Origin of the sequence: Exiguobacterium sp. s141, from assembly GCF_018618085.1 — a bacterium.
Classification (GTDB): Bacteria; Bacillota; Bacilli; order Exiguobacteriales; family Exiguobacteriaceae; genus Exiguobacterium; species Exiguobacterium mexicanum_A.
Genome location: NZ_JACSLJ010000001.1, coordinates 350641 through 368818, shown reverse-complemented (window position 1 = coordinate 368818; position 18178 = coordinate 350641). Strand labels below are relative to the sequence as shown.

At 52.9% G+C, this 18178-nt stretch carries 17 protein-coding genes; 11 read left to right on the top strand and 6 right to left on the bottom strand.

Annotated features, from left to right (window positions below; genetic code table 11):
* Positions 1–37 precede the first annotated feature (37 nt).
* Together KNP74_RS01950 and KNP74_RS01945 are read left to right on the top strand one after the other, a co-directional pair.
* A complete protein-coding gene (locus KNP74_RS01950) occupies positions 38–754 on the top strand; it encodes a tRNA (adenine(22)-N(1))-methyltransferase (protein ID WP_034778092.1) in 717 nt (238 codons plus the stop codon).
* The gene (locus KNP74_RS01945) at positions 754–1866 is read left to right on the top strand and encodes a Nif3-like dinuclear metal center hexameric protein (RefSeq protein WP_138859229.1); all 1113 of its coding nucleotides are present in this window, start codon (positions 754–756) and stop codon (positions 1864–1866) included. Before KNP74_RS01950 ends, KNP74_RS01945 begins: the two co-directional genes overlap by 1 nt.
* A gap of 48 nt (positions 1867–1914) precedes the next feature.
* Here KNP74_RS01945 and KNP74_RS01940 read toward each other — a convergent pair whose 3' ends face one another.
* Positions 1915–2868 (bottom strand): 4-hydroxy-3-methylbut-2-enyl diphosphate reductase, encoded by a 954-nt coding sequence (locus tag KNP74_RS01940; RefSeq protein WP_214711415.1) that lies wholly within the window; start codon positions 2866–2868, stop codon positions 1915–1917.
* Positions 2869–2988: 120 nt separating this feature from the next.
* Between KNP74_RS01940 and KNP74_RS01935 the strand changes: the two genes are divergently transcribed.
* From KNP74_RS01935 to KNP74_RS01915, 5 genes are all read left to right on the top strand, one after another.
* Positions 2989–4752, top strand: coding sequence for a sensor histidine kinase (locus KNP74_RS01935; protein ID WP_138859231.1), 1764 nt, complete (start codon positions 2989–2991; stop codon positions 4750–4752).
* Positions 4749–5687 (top strand): sugar ABC transporter substrate-binding protein, encoded by a 939-nt coding sequence (locus KNP74_RS01930; protein ID WP_034778085.1) that lies wholly within the window; start codon positions 4749–4751, stop codon positions 5685–5687. The genes KNP74_RS01935 and KNP74_RS01930 overlap by 4 nt, the downstream gene beginning before the upstream one ends.
* Before the next feature lie 52 nt (positions 5688–5739).
* A complete protein-coding gene (locus KNP74_RS01925) occupies positions 5740–7092 on the top strand; it encodes a DEAD/DEAH box helicase (RefSeq protein ID WP_353047329.1) in 1353 nt (450 codons plus the stop codon).
* An 81-nt stretch (positions 7093–7173) separates the two neighbouring features.
* Positions 7174–8076, top strand: coding sequence for a deoxyribonuclease IV (locus KNP74_RS01920; RefSeq protein ID WP_138859233.1), 903 nt, complete (start codon positions 7174–7176; stop codon positions 8074–8076).
* A 1-nt stretch (position 8077) separates the two neighbouring features.
* Entirely contained in the window at positions 8078–8641 is a 564-nt protein-coding gene (locus KNP74_RS01915; protein WP_214763231.1) for a hypothetical protein, read from the top strand.
* Between the two features lie 33 nt (positions 8642–8674).
* Here KNP74_RS01915 and KNP74_RS01910 read toward each other — a convergent pair whose 3' ends face one another.
* From KNP74_RS01910 to KNP74_RS01900, 3 genes are all read right to left on the bottom strand, one after another.
* A complete protein-coding gene (locus KNP74_RS01910) occupies positions 8675–8845 on the bottom strand; it encodes a DUF1427 family protein (protein ID WP_021065708.1) in 171 nt (56 codons plus the stop codon).
* A 92-nt stretch (positions 8846–8937) separates the two neighbouring features.
* A complete protein-coding gene (locus KNP74_RS01905) occupies positions 8938–11103 on the bottom strand; it encodes an RNA degradosome polyphosphate kinase (protein WP_034778078.1) in 2166 nt (721 codons plus the stop codon).
* Entirely contained in the window at positions 11100–12632 is a 1533-nt protein-coding gene (locus tag KNP74_RS01900; RefSeq protein WP_214763230.1) for a Ppx/GppA phosphatase family protein, read from the bottom strand. The genes KNP74_RS01905 and KNP74_RS01900 overlap by 4 nt, the downstream gene beginning before the upstream one ends.
* Before the next feature lie 189 nt (positions 12633–12821).
* Here KNP74_RS01900 and KNP74_RS01895 point away from each other — a divergent pair, with 189 nt between their 5' ends.
* From KNP74_RS01895 to KNP74_RS01880, 4 genes are read left to right on the top strand one after another with little or no spacing between them, the layout of a single operon-like run.
* A complete protein-coding gene (locus tag KNP74_RS01895; RefSeq protein ID WP_138859236.1) occupies positions 12822–13580 on the top strand; it encodes a metal ABC transporter ATP-binding protein in 759 nt (252 codons plus the stop codon).
* Positions 13577–14440 carry a metal ABC transporter permease gene (locus tag KNP74_RS01890; protein WP_138859237.1) on the top strand — a complete coding sequence of 288 codons (864 nt, stop codon included), beginning with the start codon at positions 13577–13579 and terminating at the stop codon, positions 14438–14440. Before KNP74_RS01895 ends, KNP74_RS01890 begins: the two co-directional genes overlap by 4 nt.
* The gene (locus KNP74_RS01885; protein WP_034778069.1) at positions 14427–14837 is read left to right on the top strand and encodes a Fur family transcriptional regulator; all 411 of its coding nucleotides are present in this window, start codon (positions 14427–14429) and stop codon (positions 14835–14837) included. Before KNP74_RS01890 ends, KNP74_RS01885 begins: the two co-directional genes overlap by 14 nt.
* Before the next feature lie 59 nt (positions 14838–14896).
* Positions 14897–16294: an NAD(P)H-hydrate dehydratase gene (locus KNP74_RS01880; RefSeq protein WP_214763229.1), complete on the top strand. Its 1398-nt coding sequence runs from the start codon at positions 14897–14899 to the stop codon at positions 16292–16294.
* Between the two features lie 36 nt (positions 16295–16330).
* Here KNP74_RS01880 and KNP74_RS01875 read toward each other — a convergent pair whose 3' ends face one another.
* Positions 16331–16912 carry a hypothetical protein gene (locus KNP74_RS01875; protein ID WP_233004382.1) on the bottom strand — a complete coding sequence of 194 codons (582 nt, stop codon included), beginning with the start codon at positions 16910–16912 and terminating at the stop codon, positions 16331–16333.
* A 71-nt stretch (positions 16913–16983) separates the two neighbouring features.
* Positions 16984–18105 carry a flavodoxin-dependent (E)-4-hydroxy-3-methylbut-2-enyl-diphosphate synthase gene (ispG, locus tag KNP74_RS01870; RefSeq protein WP_021065716.1) on the bottom strand — a complete coding sequence of 374 codons (1122 nt, stop codon included), beginning with the start codon at positions 18103–18105 and terminating at the stop codon, positions 16984–16986.
* Positions 18106–18178: the final 73 nt, after the last annotated feature.

The window sequence follows — 18178 nt, the reverse complement described above, 5'->3', positions numbered from 1 at the left end:
CCCTAATAGTGAAGAAGTAGAAAAAGGAGTTGTCCCTATGCAAGAACAAGTGACGTTAGACCGCCGACTGAAGCAAGTCGTCGATTTCATTCCGAAAGGCAGTGTAGTGGCGGACATCGGCTCTGACCACGCCTACGTGCCATGCTATCTCGTTCAGCAAGGCATCGTCGACCGCGCCATCGCAGGCGAAGTGAACCGTGGACCGATGGAAGCGGCCAAAGCTCAAGTCGAGCTCATCGGAGCGACCGAAAACATCGACGTCCGTCTCGGTGACGGGCTCGCCGTCCTCGAAGCAGATGAGGCGACATGCATCTCGATTTGCGGGATGGGCGGAAGTTTGATTCGGTCGATTTTAGAGAGCGGCCGTGACAAGTTAGGTGCCGTCGAACGGCTCGTCCTGCAACCGAACGTGGACGGGCAACACGTCCGCGAATGGTTGCTCGACGCAGGATTCGTCCTAGTCGCGGAATCAATCGTTGAAGAGAATGACAAAGTATACGAGATTCTTGTCGGCGAACGTGGCACGGAGACATGCTATAGCCTAGATGACACAGAACGCGCGTGGCAGCTCATGTTCGGACCGTACTTGCTCACGACACGCCCAGAGGCGTTCAAAATGAAATGGGGCCGCGAGGCGGACAAGCTCGATTATGTGCTCGGTCAGATGGCAGCAGGTGCCCAAACCGAAGCGCTCATCCGCAAACAGGAGGAGTTCAAGACGCTACGTGACAAAATGAGAGAGGTGAGCAACTGATGGCGAACGGAAATCATGTCATTCAATTGTTTGAGGAGTTCGCCCCGAAACATCTCGCGGTCGAGGGCGATAAAATTGGTCTTCAAATCGGTACGTTGAATAAACCGGTACGACGAGTCATGGTGACGCTAGACGTGCTCGAGTCGGTCGTTGATGAAGCAATCGAGCGAGACGTCGATTTGATTATCGCCCATCACCCACCCATTTTCAGCGCGCTTGCGCAAGTGAACGATCGCAGTGCCGCTGGCCGGATTGTTATGAAATGCATTCGGCATGACATTGCCGTCTATGTCGCCCATACGAACTTGGACGTCTGTCAGGGCGGGGTCAACGATTGGATGAGTCAGGCACTTGGACTCGTCGACCCGATGGTACTCATTCCAACTTATGAAGAACCGGTGTATAAGCTGTCCGTCTTCGTCCCGACGACGCATCGGCAAGCCGTGTCGGAGGCGCTCGGCCGGGCCGGAGCCGGTCGTCTCGGAGATTATGGGGACTGTCAGTTCACCGTCTCGGGAGAAGGTCAGTTCACACCACTCGAAGGGTCGGACCCGTATCTAGGCCAACACGGCAAGACGGAACATGTCGAGGAAGTGAAAATCGAGACGATTGTCACGGAGAGCCAAAAGAAAAGAGTGCTTAAGGCGATGACGGACGCGCATCCATACGAAGAGGTGGCCTACGATTTGATTCGTGACGACATTGACGGGCCCGTGTTCGGCCTCGGTCGTATCGGACGTCTCGAGGTGCCTCTCACACTTGAGTCGTTCGCCGAACACGTCAAGACGAGCTTTGACGTCGAAGCCGTCCGTGTCGTCGGCGATCCGAACCGGATCATCGAGAAAGTGGCGGTGCTCGGCGGGGACGGGAATAAATACGTATCGGCAGCCCATTTCAAAGGTGCGGATGCGTATGTGACGGGCGACCTGTACTTCCATGTGGCCCACGATGCAATGGCGCTCGGACTTTCTGTCGTCGACCCGGGTCATCACGTGGAGAGCGTGATGAAGCAAGGCGTCGTCGACGTGATGCGCGAGAAGTGTGAACGTGCGAAACTCGATGTCGAATTGTTTGTTTCGGAAGCCGATACAAACCCGTTCCGCTTCTACTGATGATTAAACGAAAAACCCCCGGACCTCATGAGAGGACGGGGGTTCATGTCATTTACGGAGCGCCTTCACTTTCGGAAGAATGCTGCGCAGTTCAAGATATGGCGTCTTATCGTGCGTGCTCAAATCGAGCGGGTCATATTGGGTCAAGAAGTCGATGACTTTTTTTGTGATTGGTGTCGGTGTCGACGCGCCTGACGTGACGGCGACCGTTTCGACACCTTCGAGCCAAGTCAGGTCGAGTTCGCTCAAGTCGCCGATGCGGTAGGCGTTCGTGCCTGCAATCTCTTTCGAGACCTGGGCTAAACGGTTCGAGTTGTTCGACTTCGGGTCACCGACGACGATCAATAGTTCACAGTCACCGGCTTGTTCAGCGACAGCTTCTTGCCGGACTTGGGTCGCGTTACAGATCTCGTTGTGGACCTCGACATGAGGATACCGTTCTTGAATCATCTCAATCAAGGCCGAGACGTCCCATTGGCTCATCGTCGTCTGGTTCGTGACGAGAATTTTTGCATCATACAGGTGAGCCGGGAGCGCCTCGAAGTCACTCTCGTATTGGACGAGGTGAACTTTTCCTGGAGCGACGCCCATCGCGCCTTCCGGTTCCGGGTGGCCATGCTTGCCGATGTAGATGACTTCATAACCGACAGCCGTCTTTTCGCGAATCAAATCGTGGGTGACCAGTACATCCGGGCACGAGGCATCGACAATCGTCAAGCCTTTCTCAATGGCACGCTTACGCACGAGCGGCGAGATGCCGTGGGCGGTAAAGACGACCGTTCCACGATCAATTGTCTCGAGTGCTTTCATTCGATCCTCACCGTCGACCGTCTTGACGCCGAGTTCCTCGAATGCTTGGGTGACATGACGGTTATGGACAATCATGCCAAGTATATGGATAGGACGCGGTAAATCTGGGTTGGCCACAGCTTCGTTGGCGAGCTTCATGGCATCGACGACGCCGTAGCAATATCCGCGTGGACTAATTTTTTTTACTTTCATTTTGTAAGGAACGCTCCTTTCGCGATGCTTTCATACGTATTAGTCTAACATTGTTTCGAAAATACGAAAAGATTTCCGTGTATTCATGCTATAATCTTAAGGTTAGAAAGGAGGGACACCGTGGAACGCCTAAGAACATTGCTTGAAGTTCGAAAATCGTACTTCTTTCAGATTACATTTATTATCTTCATTATACTAGGACTTGTCATCTCTTCATTAGCCTTCTCTGCCGACCGCGTGACGGTGTCCCGCGCGGAAGAACTGGCGAAAGAACAATTCGACTACGCGATTGACGGGAGTATCGAAAACCTGGAGACGCGACTCGGTAAACTATACGAAGACTTGGTCTATCTCGGTGCTTACGTCGGGAATGAGACGTATATCGAAGAGCGGATCCGCACCGGTTATTTGAATCAGCGGACGAGCTTCACCTCGATTTTTTATTACGATTTAGAAGGCGATGCGTTCACGTGGTACTCGCAACGCCAAGTACCGGCGCTGACGCTCAAGAGTGATCCGAAATTTAAAGAGGTGCTCACCGGCGGCAGGAACGACTTGTTTATGAGTGACCCGATTTCGATTTCGGGTGACGTCGGGACGTATTTATACGTGCCGGTGCTTGAAGACAACCGGATGATCGGGATGTTCGGCGGTAGTATCAGCGTGCTCAATTCCGATTTATATCGTCGGATGCTTGAATCGGCGAATGATGACATGATTCTCTACTTGTTGAATGAACGGGGAGAAGTATTGTCGACCTCGTTCAATCTCGTCACGGACGCAGAACGGCGTTTGTCCCGGTCCATCATCGAAGCGACGGACGCCTACGACGTCCGTTCGGTGTTCAGCACGAAAGACGATGTCCTCATGTTTGAGCCCGATGCGCGTGTCAACGGATGGAGCGTCCTCGCAAAGCATAGTACCGATTCGGTCTACGAAGCGGTGTACGCGACGCGATGGCAATACTTGATGATTACGCTCGTGACATTCTTCTTGAGTATCATGGTCGGTCTACTGTTGTCGAAGACGTTGACAAGTCCGCTGCTCGAACTTGTGCAAAACATCAAGAAACAACAGTCGCTCGAACCGATCCAACTCGAACGGACCGGCTCCAAAGAAGTCGAGACGCTGCTCGATACGTACAACGATTATTCCCGCCGCATGGAGACGGCCCGACGCGAACAGCTCAGTCAACAGCAACTATTGTTGCAGCAAGAGAAGCTCGCCTCGCTCGGACAGCTCGCGGCAGGGATTGCCCACGAGATTCGCAATCCGCTCACGCCGGTCCAAATCACGTTGCAGATGGTGAAAGAAGGGCACAGTAGCAGCGACATGCTCGATCTCGCGCTTTCAGAACTTGATCGGGCCAACCATTTGATCACGACGATGCTCACGCTCGCGAAGCCCGACCAGGCGAAGCTACAAGAAGAGTGGCTCGACATGACCGAGTTTGCGAAACGCCTCGAATTCTTGCTCGACGCCGAATGCTATAAGCGGGTCACGAACTGGGAGTTGAACGTCCCGAACGATATGCCGCCGTTTTACTGCTCGAACGACATGCTCGTCCAAATCATCTATAACTTGTTCAAAAACGCGGTCGAGGCCGTCGATACGAAAGGTGCCGACGGCGTCGTGACGGTCACGATTCAATTCACGGAACGGGACTACCGCTTCTTGATCGAAGACAATGGGATCGGGATGACCGAATCTCAAGTCAAGTCGGTCGGGTCCGCGTTTTATACAACGAAAGAGAACGGCAACGGCTTAGGGCTCTACATGATTCGGGAATACTTGAAAGCCGTGAACGGTCACATGGAAATTGAAAGTGTTGAAGGAGAAGGTACGGCCATGATGATTAAAATCCCAAGGCGGTCGCACCCATGACGAAAGGGTTCAAACATTACTGGCTTTGGCTGCCGATCGTCTGGGCGCTATCGATTCTATTGATTACGTCAATCCAATTACCGGAACGGGCGCGAGAAAATAATGAAGTCGGTTTCGTATTCGTCAGTGAAAAGCATGAGCATGCCAATAAACTGTTGGCCGCGTTCGTCCGGACGGCGAATCAAAAAGGTTTTATCCCTGTCCCGACGACGAGTGAGGATTCCCGTGTCCTGGAGAAAGAAAAATTGGACGCGCTGATCGACCGCGGGGTCGAAGCGATTTTCGTGACGACGCTCGATGAAGCATTCATCCGGCCATCGCTCGAACGGGCCGAACGGGAGGGTATTCCGATTATCGCCATCGATCGGATGATCGACCATGACAGCGTCTTGACGTCGGTCATGTCCGATAACGTCGAGATCGGCCGGATGGCAGCGAACCATATCGCCGCCCAACACGCTGGGCTCGACCGTCCGATTCGTGTCGTCGAAGTGAGAGGGACCGCCAAAGTCCGTTCGACGATCGATCGGAGCCTCGGGTTGACGGAATATGACAAGGCCAACGACAACCTGCAAGTCGTCGCCTCGATCACGGGTAATTACGACACGTTCCAAGCCGAGATCGAGATGTCTCGGTGGCTCGATGCCGGTATTCCGTTCGATGCCGTCTTTTCTCACAATGATGACAATACGTTCGGTGTCGTCCGGGCCCTCGAAAGCCATGGCCTCAGTGACAAAACGCTCGTATCGGTCGACGGTGTGACCGGCATTTATCCGCTGATTCATAGCGGGAAAGTCGATGCGACCGTCGTCCAATCACCGAACGAAATGATCGAGGTCGGATTCAAGGCGCTCGAACATCATTTGAACGGCAAGAAAATTGCGTCACACTACTATTCGTCGAGCTATTTGTACGAAGGGCTCGCAAAAGATTAATTGACAAATGATTAGATTCCGCTATGCTAGGAAAAGTGGAAAGAAACAGGAGGTGTATCGATTGAACAGCTTCCAACAGTTCAAATTGTTACCGTTTATCGTCGATGCCTTGACAGAAAAGCGCATCACAGTACCGACGGACATTCAAGCCCGGATTATTCCGGCTGCGATGAATGGCCGCGATATCATTGGGAAATCACAAACCGGGACGGGGAAGACGCTTGCGTTCCTCTTACCTATTTTAGAAGCAATCGATCCGAAAGAAGAATCGGTCCAAGCCATCGTCGTCGCACCGACGCGCGAACTCGCATGGCAGATTCACGAAGAGTTGAAAACGCTCCTCGTCAAACAGCCGGACTACATTAAAACAAGTCTGATTGTCGGAGGAACTGACCGGGAACGACAAATCGACAAGATGAAAAACCCACCACAACTGATCATCGGGACACCAGGTCGTCTACTCGACTTGATGAAAGTCCAAGCGTTATTCCCGCACAAAGTCACGCATTTCGTCGTCGATGAAGCCGACCAAATGCTCGACATGGGCTTCTTGCCTGAAGTCGACCGCATCGCGCAGTCGTTGCCAGAGAAACTTCAAACGATGGTCTTCTCAGCGACGATTCCTGAGAAGCTACAACCGTTCTTGAAGAAATATTTGCATGACCCGCGTTACGCGGAAGCGAGTGAAGAGCACCGCGTCGTTCCGAAAATCAAGCATCACGTCATCCCGGTCCGTCACCGTGACCGCAAGGCATTGACGGTCGACATCGCAAAAGCGATCAACCCGTTCGTCTGTCTCGTGTTCACGAACACGAAACAAGATGCGGATGAGTTGGAGACGTCGTTCCGCGAGGCGGGACTCAACGTCGGCACGCTTCATGGGGACATGCAAGCCCGTCGCCGGAAGCAAGCGATCAAAGACATCAACGACGCGAAATATCAGTTCGTGATTGCTACCGACTTGGCGGCGCGCGGCATCGATATTAAAGGTGTGTCGCACATCATCAACTTCGGCATTCCGAAAGACCTCGACTTCTATACGCACCGTGTCGGCCGGACGGGCCGCGCTGGTGAGACTGGCGAAGCGTACACGCTGTATGAAGATCACGAGAACGGTCCAATCAATCGACTCGAAGAGCGTGGATTCACGTTCAAGCACGTCGATTTGAAGAACGGATCGCTTCAAGAGATCAAGACACGCAAACGCCGCACGACCGACCGGAAGATGAAAGTCTCGCAAACGGCGCACAGCCGGATGGCGGGCGAAATCAAGAAGGCGAAGAAAAAGGTCAAACCTGGTTACAAGAAGAAGTTCAAGTATAAATTGAAAGAGACGGCCTCACGTGAGCATATGCAGAGCCAACGTAAGGAACGTCGCGAAGTTCGTAAAAAGAACCGACGCTAAGCAAAAGAAGAATCGACTTCGTGGAGTCGATTCTTCTTTTTGTGTACACTAAGGACAGATGAGAATGAAGGAGAAATGACTATGTTAAAAATTGGTTCCCACGTTTCTGTATCCGGTAAGAAAATGTTGCTCGCTGGCAGTGAAGAAGCCGTCTCATACGGCGCTAACACGATGATGGTATATACGGGTGCGCCCCAAAACACACGGCGCAAGCCAATCGAGGATTTGAATATCGAGGCGGCGCTCGCCCATATGGCGGCGCACGACATCAACGAGATCGTCGTCCATGCCCCGTATATCATCAACTTGGGCAACACGACGAAACCGGAGACGTTCGAACTCGCCGTCTCGTTTTTGGCCGCCGAAATCAAACGGGCCGAAGCGCTCCAAGTCGCACGTCACGTCGTCCTTCACCCGGGCGCGCATGTCGGTGCAGGGGAAGACGTCGGCTTGGCACGCATCATCGAAGGCTTGAACGAGGTGCTCACCGGTGACGAGACCGTGAAAATCGCACTTGAGACGATGGCCGGAAAAGGCAGCGAACTCGGCAAGACGTTCGAAGAACTGGCAACGATCATCGACGGGGTGACGCACAACGACCGGCTCTCGGTCTGTTTCGACACATGTCACGTTCATGACGCGGGTTATGACCTCGTCGGCGATTTGGACGGTGTCATTGAACAGTTCGACCAAATCGTCGGACTGGACCGTCTCGGCGTCATCCACGTCAACGATTCGAAGAACGTGCGCGGCGCGAAAAAAGACCGTCATGAGAATATCGGCTATGGCGAAATCGGCTTCGACACGTTGAACCGGATCATCCACCACGAGGCGTTCACCCACTTGCCAAAAATTTTGGAGACGCCGTATATCCCGATCAGTGAGAAAACGAAAGTGGCACCGTACAAACAAGAGATCGAGATGTTCCGGGCGAACCGATTCGATGCCGAATGGCGCGAACAGTTCACGCTCGCGCACCAGTAAGATGAACATCATCCGAATCGATCCGAACGAGTATGATGTCTGGTCCGCGCTCCCGATCTACTTTCAGGAAGCGAGCCCGTTCTATGTGGAAGGCCGGCTCGAAGATGGGACAGCTTGGATTGAGATTCTCGGATACGGTATCGTGGCTGAAGTCGAAGTCATGCTCGTCGAGATGACCAAGCGCCCGGCCGACCGCTATTGGCGGACGGAGGCGGGACCAGAGACGAAGGCGTATAGCCTCGTCGACGTGGTCGGTCTTGATTTCCATCATCCGTTGCTTCAATCAGGTATGTACGAGGAAGACACGGACGCTGTCATCCGCACCAAATGGGAGCAAGGGTACCGCGTCCCGTCTGCCAAGTGGACCCGGGAGACGTTCACTGCTCACTTGACCGAAGAGCAGGCAGTGTCACAGCTCGCCCCGACGGCCATCTGTGAAGCGTGCGGGGATGACATGAACCGTTTCGGGCCGACCGGGATTCGTTTGATGGAGTATCATCTCGAAGCAGGGAGTGGCACGTGGCTCTGCCCGACGTGTCACAAAGCGAGACATTATGATCTATAAAAAAAACGAAGCCCGCGGGCTTCGTTTTTTGAATTAAAATGGCCAGTTCGCGAGTGCGAATTGATATACTTTCATCCCAAGAAACACACCGAAGATGCCGATGACGCCCGGTAAGACCGGCGGGGCAGGGAGCGGCAACTTCAAGGCCGTGAAAATCATGCCACAAATGAGACCAGCGAGCAATGACAATAGGATTTCTTGCATGAATGATTCCTCCATAATCGAAATGAAAACGCTTAACTAACAGGTAACCGAGTTCATTATACAATGTTCATTCTCATTTGAGAAGTCTAACATCAGTCATCTGTCATTTTCTCATTTTCGGCTCGCAAGCGGAGGACTTCCCGTTCGGCCCAGTTCGACGGTTCGCGCTCAAACACGCTCGGGATGTTGTTCCAGCGCCCGCCCGTGTATTGATGGATGATGATTTGTGATTGGATGCGCTCTTGTCCGGCCTCTTGTTTCAAATAGACGTAACTGCCGTCAGCACGCTGGATTCTCGCTTTCACGTTATCGACGAGTTGCAGCGCGAGCATATCTTTGATGTATGACTTGTGTCCCGCGTCAAGAATCGGGAAGAGGATCTCGATCCGTTTGCGCATGTTGCGCGTCATCCAGTCGGCTGATGAGCAATACAAGTCTTCTTTCCCGTTTTGATAGAAGTAGAAGATGCGCGAGTGCTCCAAATACCGGTCGATGATGGACACGACGCGGATATTATCCGAGATGCCTTTGATCCCGGGACGTAAACAACAGATGCCACGGATGATCAAATCGATTTTGACCCCGGCCTGTGAGGCATCATACAGTTTTGTGATGATCGGCTTGTCGGTGATCGAGTTCATCTTGGCGACGATGCGACCGTTCCCGTATTTCTCATGCAGTTTAATCTCTTCGTCAATCTTTTGAAGGAAGAAGTCGTGCATGTCGTCCGGTGACGTCTCGAACTTGTGCCATGACGGGCGTTCGCCGTAACCGGAGAGCCAGTTGAAGAAGTTGGTCGCATCTTCGGCGAGTTCTTCATTTGTCGTCAACAAACCGATGTCTGTGTACAGTTTGGCGGTCGAGTCGTTATAGTTGCCGGTACCGAGATGAACGAACCGCTGCAGCACCCCGCCTTCTAAGATGCGGACGACGAGCGTGATCTTCGAGTGTGTCTTCAACTCTTTATAGCCATAAATGACGTGGGCGCCGGCCTTCTCGAGCTGTTTCGCCCATTGGATGTTCTTCTCCTCATCGAACCGGGCCTTCAATTCGACAAGAACGGTCACTTGTTTCCCGCTCTCGGCGGCGTCGGTCAACGCCTTGATAATCGGTGAGTCACCAGAGACACGATAGAGCGTCTGCTTGATGGCGAGCACGTTCGGGTCTTTGGCGGCTTGGGCGATGAAGCGGACGATCGGGTCGAACGAATGGTACGGGTGGTGGAGCAAATAGTCGCGTTTGAGTAACGCTTGGAACAAGTCTTTCCCCGGCTCGAGTCCTTCTGGGACGAACGGGATGAGCGTCTCATTGATCATGTCATCGTATTCGATACCAATCTTGTTATACACCCCAAACAGGAACGTCAAATCGATTGGGCCGTCGACGAGGAAGATGTCGCGGTCATGCAAGTCGAGCACGTCTTGAAGCATGAACAATAGCTCTTTACTGAGCGATCGTTGCTGAACCTCAAGGCGTATCGCGACACCATAACGCCGTTTCTTCAACTCTTTTTCAATTTGTTTAAGGACGTCGCGGCTTCCTTCCTCATGGAACGGCATATCCGCGTTCCGTGTGATCCGGAACGGCATAGTCGACTCGACTTCAAAACCTTTGAACAGCGAGTCGATGAACTGGATGATGACGTCCTCGAGCAACATCAAATCGGTATGGTCCTCGTCCTCTGTCGGCAATTCGAGATAACGCGGCAACACGGCAGGTACCTGGACGAGGGCGAGCCGTTTTTTGCCTTCATCGGTCGAGGCAATCTCGACGGCGATATTGAGTGATTTGGACAACAGCATCGGGAACGGTCGATAAGCGTCGACGGCAATCGGCGTCAACACCGGGAAGACGTGGGTCCGGAAGTATAACTTGACGAAGTCGAGCTGTTCTTTGTTCAAATGTTTCGGCCGTAGGAAGCGGACGTTCTCCGAGGCGAGCTGTTTGACGATTTTCTTATATGTCGCGTACTGGACCTCCACGAGTTCCTGAGCTTTGATGGAGATGGCTTTGATTTGCTGTTTCGGTGTCAACCCGGCCTTGTCTTCCGGACGGTTGAAGCCGGCGAGCACTTCATCTTTCAATCCGCCGAAACGGACCATGTAAAACTCGTCGAGGTTCGAACTGAAGATGCCGAGAAACTTCAACCGTTCCATGAGCGGGTTGCGTTCGTCCATCGCTTCTTGGAGGACGCGTTCGTTGAAGCTCAGCCAACTGAGCTCGCGGTTATTGAAATGTTCGGGTAAGTAGATGGTCATGAATCTCTCTCCTCCACACGTAACTCGATGGTTTGGTCGATGGCACGTTCCAAATGTTTTTTATGACGGATGCCGCGCTGGACTTCAAAACGCGGCGAGCTGTGCGTATGAAGCGTGAAGACGAGTCCCTCGTCCGTCGAAGAGACGTCGATGTCCTCGACGACTTGACGTTCGGTCAAGTCGAGCGCATCGACGAGTTTGACGATCGAGCCGAGCAGCTCTAAGCTCTTCAACATCTTCGAGTCGAACCATTCCGGGAAGCCCTCGATGTGTTGTTCGAGCAGGCGGCGCGATTTATATGACGTCACCAAGGCGAGTGCGAGCCGGTCCTCATTGTTCATCCCTTTAAAGTCGTTCGTCGTGATCAAGTGGAACGTGTGGTCACTCTTGTTGTTATGGTCGATATATTCCCCGACGTAGGCGAGGCGACAGGCCCCTTCTAACAGGCCGGGTTCGAACGGTTTCGGTTTGATCGTCTTTGTTTCAATCAGGCCGGTATAAATTTGACGGGCCAGATGAATCAAGTGTTGATGCCGGACCGGGTCGACGGCGTACTGTTTCTCGAAATGGCGGAAACTTTCTTCTTTGACGTCATCGAAACGGACCCGATTGTTTTCCTTTAAGTAGTACTCATAGAACAAGCCCTCGCGTAGTCCGTTATTGCTCATCATGAACTCAGGCACTTTCAAATATTTCGCCAGTTCATCGATGGCGGTCACAGCCGGGGCGATGATATCGATTCGGTCTTTCGACAACCCGTCAAGCCGGCCCAACTGTTTACTCGACATATCGATGAGCTCATCGACGACTTCATGCAAGCGGTCGGCTCCGATCGTGTATTGATGGATGCCTTCGAGCGGGAACAACGATAGCGACTGTTCGACCCGGACGAGGTTTCGAGCGGTCCCTCCGACTCCGACGAGCGGAATGCCATGCGGCACGAGCCAGTCGATGTCTTTGAACGACTTCTTCAAAAACGACGTCAGTTGCTTGCGCTCGTCTTTTGAGAGCGTGTCACCTTTCATGAAGTCTTCGGTCAACGTGACGGCGCCGAATGGAAAACTGTGATAGAAGACGAGTTCACGGTCTTTGAAGTACGTCACTTCCATCGAACCGCCGCCGATGTCGACCGAATAGCCATCCTCGATATACGTCGAATTGACGATGGCTGAATAGCCGTAAAAGGCTTCTTCATAATCGCTCAACAGTCGAATCTCCATCCCTGTCGCCTGTCGCACTTCCTCTAAGATGGCTTCAGAATTGCTGGCGTTACGGATGGCGGCTGTCGCGACCGGCAGTACTTCTTTAACTCCATGATGATCGTTCAACCAGCGGAAATGGTTGAGCGTCTCGATGAGCGCCTCGATGCCGGAATCGGACAGTTCATTGTCGTCGGTAATATGACTCGATAACCGGGCCACTTCTTTTACGTTCAGTCGTTCGAAATATTGGCCGTGCCCGTTCACTTCAAAGATGACGTTTCGAATCGAGTTCGATCCGATATCGATGACTGCTAGCTTTTTCTCCACGGAAAAACCCCCTCTGCGTTATCTCTAGTGTACAACGAAGATCCTGAAAAGACATATGCATTTCATACGGACGGACCGACCATCCTCTCTCATCGCCTCATACTTGAAGCCTCGCCTGATATTCTGTATAATACAGACGCCAAGCAAGTAGAAATGATTACGATTTATAACACGAGAGAAGGGTAGCTTATGACGACATCCGTCGTAAAATTAAATCATGTTTCCTATCACTACGATGGGACCGCCGCGCTACAGGACGTGTCCATCGATATTAAACAAGGCGACTTCGTTGCTGTCGTCGGGGAGAACGGATCCGGGAAATCGACATTGATTCGAACGATTCTCGGACTGTTATCCCCACAAACCGGGACAGTGGAACTATTTGGACGCCCTCAAGGCCAGTTCAAAGACAAGTCCCGTATCAGTTACGTTTCCCAAAAAGCGGCATCGTTTAACTCGGGTTTTCCGGTGACGGTCGAGGAAGTCGTTGCCATGGGCCGCTATGGACGGCTCGGTTTGTTCAAGCGTTTGAACATCGAGGATAAGGCGGCCATTCAAAACGCCCTTGAGACAGTCAACATGTGGCAGTTCCGGCATCGGAAGATCGGTAGCTTGTCTGGTGGGCAACAACAGCGCGTCTTTATCGCCCGGGCCATCGTCAATCAGCCGGACCTGCTGATCTTGGATGAGCCGACGGTCGGCGTCGACCAGAAGCATTTGCGCGACTTCTACGAAGTGCTTCATCTGTTGCGTGAACATACGACATGTACGTTCATTCTGGTCACCCATGACTTGAACATCGTCACCGACCTCGTCACGAAAGTCGTCCATCTCGACCATGGACGGATGGCGTGCAACTGTGGATTGAAAGAATATAGTGAACTCGGCGAATTGACCGCGATCAAGCCATATCCGGTCAAAGTGCTCGTCCATGAAGGTACGTCATGATTGCGGATCTGTTTACGTACAGCTTTTTACGTTATGCGTTCATCGCAGCCGTCGTCATCGGGTTCACCGCACCGCTCATCGGCTCATTTGTCGTCGTCAGACGGATGAGCCTGATTGCCGACGCGCTATCCCACATGACGCTTGCCGGAATATCGTTCAGTCTATTTCTCGGACAGTACGTTTTACTGTTCAACGAGTTGAATCCCCTTTACCTCGGGACGCTCGTATCCGTCCTCGCAGCACTCGGGCTGAACTGGCTTCGCGGGAAATATGTGCACTTCCAAGAGTTGTCGATTCCCATCATGATGTCGGCAGGGATGGGGCTTAGTGCCATCTTCATCTCGCTATCGCGTGGATTTTCAATTGATTTATCGACGCTGTTGTTCGGATCGATTTCTGCGGTCAGTCTGTCGGATATTTGGTTGATTTTGGCGGTGGCCGGTATCACCTTGCTCGTCATCGTCATGTTTTATAAACAGCTGTTGTTCTTGTCGTTCGATGAGGAACAAGCCAAAGTGTCCGGTTTGCCGAGCACGATATTGCATGTGTTGTTCATGTTCGTCGTCGCACTCGTCATCGCAGTCAGCATGCGCATCGTCGGTACGCTTCTCGTATCGAGTCTCATTACGCTGCCGGTCGCGGCTGCACTCCGGTTCACAAACAGCTTTAAACAGACGATTCTTTGGTCGATCGTCTTCGGTGAGGTTGCGACAATCGGTGGGCTCGTGCTCGCCTATGAACTTGATGTCGCCCCAGGCGGTGTCATCGTTTTGCTCGCCGTCTTGATTTTGGCCGTCGTCATGTTGGCCGAGCGATTCGGGATCGCCCGGAAAAAGGAGGTTCGCTATGAAGGAAACTGAACAGTTGGCCCGCTTGCAGTCCTCGTCGCTCAAAGTGACGCCGAAACGGATCGAGATGTTTGCCTTTCTCGCAGCGGAAGAACGCTATGTCAGTGCGAAAGACGTCCTCGATTATATGCGCTCAAAGCATCCGACGATGAGTTTTGACACGGTGTACCGCAACTTGAAATCGTTCGCCGAAGAAGGTCTGCTCGAGGCGACCGAGTTGAACGGGGAAAAAGCGTTCCGTGTCACCTGCGGATCGAATCATCACCATCACCATCTCATTTGTCGAGGTTGTGGTAAGACGAAGTTGCTCGAACTCTGTCCGATGCGCTACGTCGAGACGCTCGACCCTGATTTTGAAGTCGTCGATCATAAATTCGAGATTTATGGGTATTGTAAACAATGTAAGTGACCATAAAGGGATTGTTCATGCAATCCCTTTTTTGTCGAATCACGAGAGGGGGAGTCGGAATGATTTACACGGCAGCTGAAATCAAGCAGGCCGATGAGACGGCGCTCCGACATGGCATGCCGGCTGACGTCTTGATGGAACGGGCGGCCTCGGCCTTGGCGGCACGTCTTACCTTCAAGTCGAGAACGTCCGTCCTCGTCGTCTGTGGAGCGGGCAACAATGGGGGAGACGGTTGGGTCGTGGCGCGCGAATTGGCGCAACGAGGTCATGCCGTCACTGTCTATGCCCCGTTCGGTGAACCGAAATCGACAGAAGGCAGCAGGCATGCACAGTATGCGCGACAGTTTGTCACGGTCAGCGATGAGCCACAAGACGCCGATCACGTCATCGATGCATTGTTCGGAGTCGGTTTCCATGGTCCGGTCACGGGTAAGGCCCGTGACGTGATCACATGGATACGCAAGCAACAAGCACCCGTCGTGGCAATCGATGTCCCGTCCGGAGTCCCGAGTGACGACGCAATCAACTTTGACGGTCACGCCGTTGAGGCGGAGATGACGTTTTCGCTCCACGGCTATAAGCGAAGCGCGTTTTTAAAACGGACCGCGCTGTATTACGGCAAGGTCGAGGTCGTTGAAATCGGACTGCCGCATACGTCAAGATGGCGTGTGCTGACCGGATTAGACTTTGACCGCAACCTACTCGAACGGGATTCCTATAGTCATAAAAATACGTATGGCCACGGTCGCTTGATTGGCGGAAGTCGTCATTTGATCGGCGCCCCGTTCTTGGCGGCACGGTCGGCGCTCCGGACGGGAGTCGGTCTGCTCGATTTGGCCATCCCGCATGAGGCGCTCGCGCTCGCCTCGAGTTTGCCGGAGGCAATGTATTACGACATCGACGAGTTGCCGGACAAGGACTACGCTGCCACGGCGATCGGTCCTGGCCTCATCGATGACGAGCGTCTCGAGCGATTGTGGCCACTCATCAGCAATGTGAGCGCGCCGCTCATCGTCGATGCCGGAGCGCTGACGAAAGAGCGTCTCGAGGCATCTGGCCCGCTCACGCTGACTCCGCATCCGGGTGAACTGGCGCGCTTGATCGATAAATCAGTCGACGAGATCGAAGCGAATCGATTTCAAGTTGCCTCAGAATTTGCGATGACGCACGGGGTCCATCTCATCTTGAAAGGGACGTTTACCCTCATCGTCAATCCGGATGGTACCGGGGCGGTCAATACGGTCGAGGCTTCAGCGCTCGCGAAAGGTGGTAGTGGGGACGTGTTGACGGGGATGTTGCTCGCGTTATGGGCGAGAACGGACCGCTTACAAACCGACAAGTCCCCGAATGAGCAAGCGGTTCTCTGGCATGCGCTCGCGGCGAGAAAGGCGAGCGAACAGGTTCATCCGGCGAGCGTGCTCGCGACCGATGTCATCGAAGCGATCGGACGCATCTAAAAAAGAGGAACCCACTCGGGATTCCTCTTTTTTAGTTTAGATGGTGATTGAATTCGTCGTCTCGATGTGACGCACGATGTGTTGGGCCTCGCTCCACGTGGAGATCCGTTTCACGCCGGTCGGCAACGGCTTACGATTATACGGGGCGTCGAACAACAGCACCGGAATCGACGTCTGTTCATGGATGGAGATCGCGTTCTCATAGCGGTCTTCCATAAACAAGTCGAGGTCGAGCTGTTTGACGACACCGACCTTGTCATGACTCCCCGTCATGATGAGGGAGTCGAGTGGGAGTTCATGCTGTCGAATCCACTCCTCGGTGACAGCGCGCACGGCCTCGCTCCGAGCCGTGACGTAATGGAGGCGGTGCGACTTGCGCATATTCCATAAGACGGCGTTCACTTCGGAATGCGGAAGTGAGCGACGATAAATCGCTTCCTCATGACCTTGTTCAATCATGAAGCGCCAAAACGCTTCTTGTGTCATATCTGTATAAGTATGCAGCTCGTATTCGGTCGCCTGATGATAATCGATGGCGTATCCGAGCGCATCGTTCATATAATGAAAACAACTTTGCGGATCCGTGACGGTTCCGTCGAGGTCAATTCCAATGTGCATATTCGTCCCTCCTTGCTCATAACCCTTATTGTACCAAAAGCCCGCTCGGTTGCAACCGAGCGGGCAAAGGATTAGTTAGATTGGTTGGCGAGCTCTTGCTCTTCGAGTTCACGTGCGGCCAATTTTTCAGCGACGATGGCGTCGATTTCTTTTTTCAATTCTTCGACCATCGTGGCTTCGGGTACTTTCCGGATGATTTTCCCGTGACGGAAGAGAAGGCCTTCGTTGCGGGCGCCGGCGATCCCGATATCAGCTTCACGGGCTTCCCCTGGTCCGTTTACTGCACAGCCGAGAACGGCAACTTTAATGTTGACGTTGATGTTTTGGATATACTCCTCGACTTCTTTGGCGATCGAAATCAAGTCGATCTCAATGCGTCCACATGTTGGGCATGAGATGAGTGTCGCTGCGTTAGCCGCGAGACCGAACGATTTGAGCACTTCTTTGGCGACTTTGATTTCTTCGACCGGGTCGTCAGATAGTGAGACACGGACCGTCGAACCGATACCGAGCGAAAGAATTGCCCCGAGGCCGGCAGCAGACTTGAGTGATCCTGAGAAGAGCGGGCCTGATTCCGTGATTCCGACGTGGAGCGGGTAATCGAACGTCTTGGCTGCGAGCGTATATGCTTCGAGGGCGAGGTTTACGTCAGATGCCTTGAGCGAGATGATCGTGTTATAGAAACCGAGATCTTCCAAAATCTTGACGTGGTGCATGGCACTCTCGACCATTCCTTGAGCCGTCGGATAACCGTACTTTTCAAGGAACTGCTTTTCGAGTGAGCCGGCGTTGACACCGATTCGAATCGGGATACCTTTTGCTTTAGCAGCGTTGACGACCGCTTCGACTTTCTCGCGGCGGCCGATGTTACCCGGGTTGATGCGGATTTTATCGACACCGCTCTCGATGGCTTTGAGCGCCAATTTGTAGTCAAAGTGAATATCGACGACGAGCGGGATGTTGATGCGGCTCTTAATTTCAGCGAGGGCGTCAGCCGCACGCTCGTCAGGACAAGCGACGCGTACGACTTGGCAACCCGCTTCTTCGAGACGTAAAATCTCAGCGACGGTTGCTTCGACGTCATGAGTTTTTGTTGTCGTCATCGACTGGATGACGACTTCATTGGATCCACCGATGATGAGGTTGCCGACACGGATCGGACGGGTTAATGAACGATGCAAAATTTCTGACATATACGTAATCTCCTTCTTTTGGAAAGGTTCCAATCGATTTAAGATGAGTGGTTTCCTTATTATCATAACGAAA